The organism is Rothia sp. HMSC069C03, assembly GCF_001811075.1.
GTDB lineage: Bacteria > Actinomycetota > Actinomycetes > Actinomycetales > Micrococcaceae > Rothia > Rothia mucilaginosa.
The window spans coordinates 372600-378893 of sequence record NZ_KZ627140.1 but is presented as its reverse complement, the minus strand read 5'-3'; the positions used below and the strand labels follow the sequence as shown (position 1 = coordinate 378893).

The window sequence follows — 6294 nt, the reverse complement described above, 5'->3', positions numbered from 1 at the left end:
TTGGGCACATTCTGCGCCGGACCGTACTTATCAGCAGGGCGATACTCGCCGTCAGGCGCCTTCGAACCACCCGAATAGCCTCGGACAGTAGACGGGGTTGCGTTTGCCGAAGGCGACTCCGAAGCCGCCGCAGAAGCCGAAGCGGTTTCGCTCGGCGCGGCGGAGGCGGTGGCTGCCGCCTCGTTATTTGCCTGCTGGCCGCAGGCTGCAAGCAGGGCACCAATGCCCACAAGTGCGCCGCTGCCCAGCAGGGTACGGCGATTAAAGATGGTCGAATCCATAGAAGATACGCTCCTATCATCGGTGACGGTGTGATATATGTGCATGTCGGGCCATTATTCGCAGGTTAAGCTGACCACCGGAAGGAAAACAGCCCCGTAGCGCACCCAACAAACGCATCAATGCGTTATGGAACACTACAGTTACCACCCTACCGCATCTTTGTGTCTATTTGTGTTGCTTTGAGTGCAATAGTATCTGAACGTCATTATTCGGACACATCAATGCTTTATGCATCAAATATCTCTGCGTCCACGGAGGCGCCGCCCCGGCAGAATTTGTGCCATGGTTTAGCGTCTTCGACCATGGTTTTTAACTACGACCAAAGACGCTAACCTATGGCACGAATCCGTAACTCATGACCGGATCCCCATCTGTGACAGGTGGGAGGGCTACACGGCGAGCGCATACATGTCGCGAAGTGCCTCTTCCGCCTCGTCGAGGGCGTATCCGCTCTGGCAGAGAGCGTCACAGCCGTTACCGTAGCGGAGGCCGGCGAGGAACTCGCGGTCGGCCACCTCCGGCAGGTACACCATGAGGTATTCGCCGTTGTCAGTGAAGAAGTCGTCAATGTTGGCGGCGTCCTGGCCGGAGTAGAAGGCGCGGAAGTCTTCGTCATTGTAGTAACCAACCGTGTACATGAGGGGCTCCTTTGGTCGCTCGGCGGAGTGGGTGAGAACGCGTCGTTGTTCTCTACCACCAAAGGTACGGGGCAGCCCTGACAAGATAAGGGGCTGCACCACCCTGTGCCAGAAAAACACCAAAAAATATTGGGTGACAAGGGGCTTTCTGGAGGCGCACTCCCCCGCCAAACTCCCCCGCCGCGCGGAAGATTAGGTGCGATGGGCCTGATTCCCGTGCGCCGTTGCCCCGCCTCCCACACACCGGGCGGAAATTCGGTCATGAGTTACGGACTTCGACCATGGGTTAGTGACTCTGGGCTGGGGTTTTAACCCCCACCAAAGTCACTAACTCATGACCGAAAATCGGCGCTGTGCAGAGGGGCTAATCAGTAGCGTAGAGCCGGGTTGATGCTGTCCACCCCTTCCCCCGCTTAACGGCGAGAAGCCACATGTGTTTCGAGAAGCCACCAAAGAAGTGGCTTTTCGAAACACATGTGGCTTCTGGGCGAATTACCGCTGGTTACCGCGGACTACCACTGATACAGTAGGTTAGCGGCCGCCGAGGAACGGCATGAATCGGCCAATGTGCTTCTCCAGTTTATTCTGTACGCGCTGGCGTTTAACTGCGGCATCTTCAAGGTCAGGACCTCCCAAGGCGCCTCCGAAGAACGACATCTTACTCTTAATGAGACGACTAACCTTACCGATAATGCTTCGGTTTCCTTCACGCAACGCACGATTGACTACACGCCGAGTTTCTTCGCGCTTTAGCTCTTCCTCCTGAACGATGAAATCTTCTTCACTAACTCGACGTTCAGTTACGTAGATACGGAACCGCTCATGTACGTCTTCCGACCCTTCTGCGTCTACAGTCGGTTCAGTAAGGTACTTTTCAAAATAGTCTTCAATAATATCGCCGCTATTGCGCAGCTCATTATCACTGCGGACAGCACGATGAACTATCTTGCGGAACTCTTCAATGCGACGTTCAGTGTATTCCTGCGATTCTTTCTGATCCCTAGCATTATCACGCTCAGCACGCGCTTTGGCGACCAGCTCCAAGATAAAGTAGACGTCCATGTTCTGCTGTTTAAGCAATTCCACTTCAAAGGTTATCTGGTCGTACCAAGGATCAGGACCTAGCTCATCCCCTCCATCTGGGTTGGTAAGTTCGCCGTCATAATCACGTGCTTCACGTGCTTCTTCACGAATATCGTTATATTTACCCAGATAGCCTTGCATATCGTAGTCACTAATTAGCTGAGCACTTCCATCCCGAATAAATTCATCAAAGACTTCCAACTCATTCTGTAGGGTAAGTACCTGGTTAATGAGTTCAACGTAGCGTACTTTTTGTTCCGGAGTATCCGCAATAATATTTCCTCCAGCGTCTACAGGGAATTCTTCACGGAGCTCATCTACGACCTTACAGTACTCAATATGGGCTTCCTTATATGGGCGGGTAAGCACAATATTCCACGGAGTTTCCAAGCCACTTCCAGCATTCGCGCCAGCAGTATAGTCACCGTAGAGGGCAAAAGCATCATTCGTAGCTTCTTCCAAATCACGGAAACATACAATGTTGCCGGAAGGCTTAAGAGAGTTTAGAATTCTGTTCGTACGGCTAAAAGCCTGGACCAAACCATGACTCTTGAGATTCTTATCGACCCATAGAGTATTGACGGTCTTAGAATCAAAACCGGTCAGGAACATATTTACTACAATGAGCATGTCTAATTCGCGTGTCTTCATACGGCGAGAGACGTCTTTATAGTAATTGTCAAAGGACTTACCATCAGCGCTGAAATTCGTGCTGAACATAGTGTTGTAGTCTTCGAGGAAGCCTGCCATGCGGTTCTGTTCTGCGCTACCCGCGGTGGGAAATTCATAGTTTTCTTCCTCGCCGAAGGTGTCGAACAACTGCGAACCGTTGCCCTGCGTGTAGATGATGGCAACCTTCAACTTTTTGGCAGGGTCGAGTACACCGTCTGCGATACGTTCTTCTTGCAGGGTGTTGATGGTGTCGTAGTAGGTGCAGGCAGCATCGATTGAGGAGGTTGCCAGGATTGAGTTAAAACCGCGAACTGTTACAGTATAGGGTTCCCTGGATTTTGCACCAGTAACAGGATCAGTGATATCTCTAATCCGTTTAAGGTCATAATTACGACCTGCACGCTGATTAGTTTTCCGGTCATAGTTATCCAGAATGTAGGTTGCAATAGCCTCAATTCGTTGAGGGTTTTCAAGAGCTTCTTTAGATTGGAGGTACTTCTCGATATCTTTTGGATTTGGTTGCTCACTGCCCTCCATAATGCACTCTAATTGGTATGCGCTTTTCTCTTCATCGCTGTAGGTTGCATTTGTGATGGTGTACTCCATATGGAAAGGCAGTACATTTTTATCGTTGATAGCGTCCACAACGGTGTATGAATGTAGCCGGTCTCCGAAGATTTCTACGGTAGTGGTACCGGGGCCTCCTGCGGAATTTTCGTCGAAGATGGGGGTACCGGTGAAGCCGAACATGCTGTATTTAGTAAAACGCTTACGAATAGACCGGTGCATTGCGCCGAACTGAGAGCGGTGGCATTCGTCGAAGATGATAACTACACGCTGACGGTAGACAGGATGCTTGGGTTCAGCAGAGATTAGGTTGGACAGCTTGTGGATGGTGGTGACGACAATGCCGGTTCCGCTGTCGGCGAGGCGTTCGCCGAGTTCACGGGTACTACCGGTGGAGCTAACGGAGTCTGCCTGAAAGTTATTGTATTCGAGCATAGTCTGGTAATCGAGGTCCTTGCGGTCCACGACGAAGATGACCTTTTCGACGAGCCCGGTTTCTGCCAGGCGGCGTGCAGTTTTGAAACTCGTGAGGGTCTTACCGCTGCCGGTGGTATGCCAGATGTAGCCGCCGGCTTCCTTGGTACCGAGGCGCTTGGGGTCATTGTTGGCAATTTCGACACGGTTGATGATTCGCTCGGTTGCCGCAATCTGGTAGGGACGCATGACGAGCAGGTCTTCATCTACAGTGAGAATGCAGTATCGAGTGAGGATATTTGCAATAGTTCGCTTATTCAGGAAGGTACGGGCGAAAAGCATCAAATCACCAATACGGTTATTTTTTGAATCCGCCCAATAACTAGTGAACTCAAAACTCTTGCCCGCGGAGCCGCCGGAGGCTACCTTGCGGCTGGCTTTCCGCTGATCTTCGATGTGCTTGTGACGTACGGTGTTGGAATAGTACTTAGTGTCTACACCATTGCTAATAATAAAGATTTGGGCGTATTCGAAAAGACGGTAGGTATCTTGTTGAAAACCCTCTCCCTGGTAGCGTTCAATCTGTTGAAAGGCGCGGCGAATGGAGATGCTACGCCTTTTGAGCTCGATATGTACAAGGGGCAGACCGTTGATGAGGATGGTTACATCGTAACGGTTCAGGGTTTTGCCTTGGTCATCGGGTACACGGTACTGGTTGATGACCTGCATGCGGTTGCGTGCAGGGTTAACGGCATCGATGAGTATTATATTGCGTGGGGTACCGTCGTCGAGATAGAAGTTGATACGACGTTCCTCCTGAATGAGCTTAGCCTTCTCAAGGATGCCATCGTTATAGCGAGCAATATGCCGGTTAAGCAAGCGGTCAAATTCTTCGTCACTGAAGTGGAATCCGCTATTGGGGCCGTAAGCACCTTCTTCGGGGCGGGTGTTGAGGCGTTCGAGCTGTTCGCGCAGGTTGCGGATGAGTGCGGCTTCGTCGGTGAGTCGCGGTAAATATTCATATCCCTGGGCCCTAAGAACCCTAATAAGTTCGCGTTCAAGTTGAGATTCAGTTTGAGCTGAACTATGGAGGGTCTGTGCAGTCTTCCATTCATCATAACCAGGAGCCTTTTCACGGTCACCGATAACAGTATAGGTGTCGCTAGTGAGGACCCGGTCACGGCTACCTTCAGAGAGATAGGGGTAGTTGGGTACAGTTTCCACGGGGTACTCCTTTGTGTAGGGGTGGAATATGGACGGTTGGGCTCGGGGTTGGTGAGCCCGGCTAGTTTGAGTTTGGGTTGTTGAGTGCGGTTGAAGTGCGGGGCCCGTGCAGGGGTTGCGGGTGCCGCCTATGCACGGGGTTCGCGCGTGATGCGCAGTTTGATGCGCGGGTGGCTACTGGTTGTCGCCCTTGCGGGGGAAGGTAAGTAGCTGGTCGCGGTAGTACTCGTATTGGCTGCGACGCGCCGCGAGCTCTGCAGGTAGACCCTCAGAGAGACTGCTGGTTAGGGCGTCGAAACGGTCGAGAATATCGACAATGCGCTGCTGCTCTTCCAAGCTGGGGAGAGGAATCTCGATTGTTTCAAGATTCTTTCCCGATACTCGTCGAACTTTTGTACCGGTAATATGGCGAAGCTTCTGCCGATGGAAATCATGAGTTGTAAAGAAATATGAAACATACTTCGGGTTCATCTCATGACGGTAGATGTATGCATCTCCGCTGATACCTGCAGGCGTTTCTCCAAGCCAAGCTAGAGCTTTACAGACATCTTCGTCATTCTCACTGGTCGTAGCAATGACAAGATTTCCCTTTTCGGCTTTTCGAAGTTTGTTATAGACTTCATCGTTGGCATACGACAAAGTCTTATCCTCGTGCAATCCGTAGCGGGTGAAGACCTGACCGTAGTGAATGACAGGATTTCCAGATTCCTGCAAGTCCTTTTTCTGCAGCCCATTTCCACGAACAAAAGTTCCTAGAGATCCCAGAGGAACGCGGGGGCAGTCGAGGGCTTCGAAGAGTGAATCACGGTAGTACTCGTATTGCAGAGTACGCGCTTCCAGCTCCGCTTCCAGCTCCGCTTCCAGGTTCGTGAATTTGTCGAGAATTTCAACAAGCGCTTCCTGAATCTCCAGCGGCGGAACAGGAAACTCAAACTTCTTGAAACGCTTCATATCCACGCTGGCAAAGCTGGACTGCGTAGTATTCGAAAGGCACCAACGATCCAGAACAAACGAATAGTAGTAGAGGAATTTAGGCAACAGAAGGCTCTTGAACTCTTCCTTAGGGGTCAGAACAGTGAACCTCTGATTGCACAGAAAATCTACGTTGATTAGCGCATGCTCACCAATCGTTGCAGAAGTTGCCACGATGATTGAACCAGCGGGGAACATGCCACCCTTTTTCAAAGCGCTTTCATGAACGGACTGCATGGCTTCTGATAGGACTCCACCATTTTCACGGATGTCTTCCATGCGGAACCAGGGAACAGTTCCGTTCTCCCAATAGCTGCTGTTGGACTTAGACGGAGTATAGCCGTTACGGGTAGTGAATAGCTCCTCAATGGGGTAGAAATCCACCCCGTCCGGGCAGAGCTCAGCCACCAGGCGGTCAATATAATTCATCACGTCCGCCACG

The 6294-nt window shown here is 51.3% G+C and carries 3 protein-coding genes and 1 pseudogene; all 4 read right to left on the bottom strand.

The genetic code is table 11. The annotated features are described in order from the left end of the window. Window positions 1-281: pseudogene (locus tag HMPREF2779_RS08635) on the bottom strand (DUF6318 family protein); the annotation flags it as partial. 390 nt (window positions 282-671) lie between these two features. Continuing rightward, window positions 672-920 carry a hypothetical protein gene (locus HMPREF2779_RS08630; protein ID WP_070686411.1) on the bottom strand — a complete coding sequence of 83 codons (249 nt, stop codon included), beginning with the start codon at window positions 918-920 and terminating at the stop codon, window positions 672-674. A gap of 531 nt (window positions 921-1451) precedes the next feature. Then, entirely contained in the window at window positions 1452-4880 is a 3429-nt protein-coding gene (locus HMPREF2779_RS08625; protein ID WP_105361313.1) for a type I restriction endonuclease subunit R, read from the bottom strand. 174 nt (window positions 4881-5054) lie between these two features. Then, window positions 5055-6293 carry a restriction endonuclease subunit S gene (locus HMPREF2779_RS08620; RefSeq protein WP_199774577.1) on the bottom strand — a complete coding sequence of 413 codons (1239 nt, stop codon included), beginning with the start codon at window positions 6291-6293 and terminating at the stop codon, window positions 5055-5057. Window position 6294 lies beyond the last annotated feature (1 nt).

Excerpts from the sequence above, each read along its gene's own strand:
- HMPREF2779_RS08630 (WP_070686411.1), bottom strand. The coding sequence starts at position 920 with ATGTACACGGTTGGTTACTACAATGACGAAGACTTCCGCGCCTTCTAC.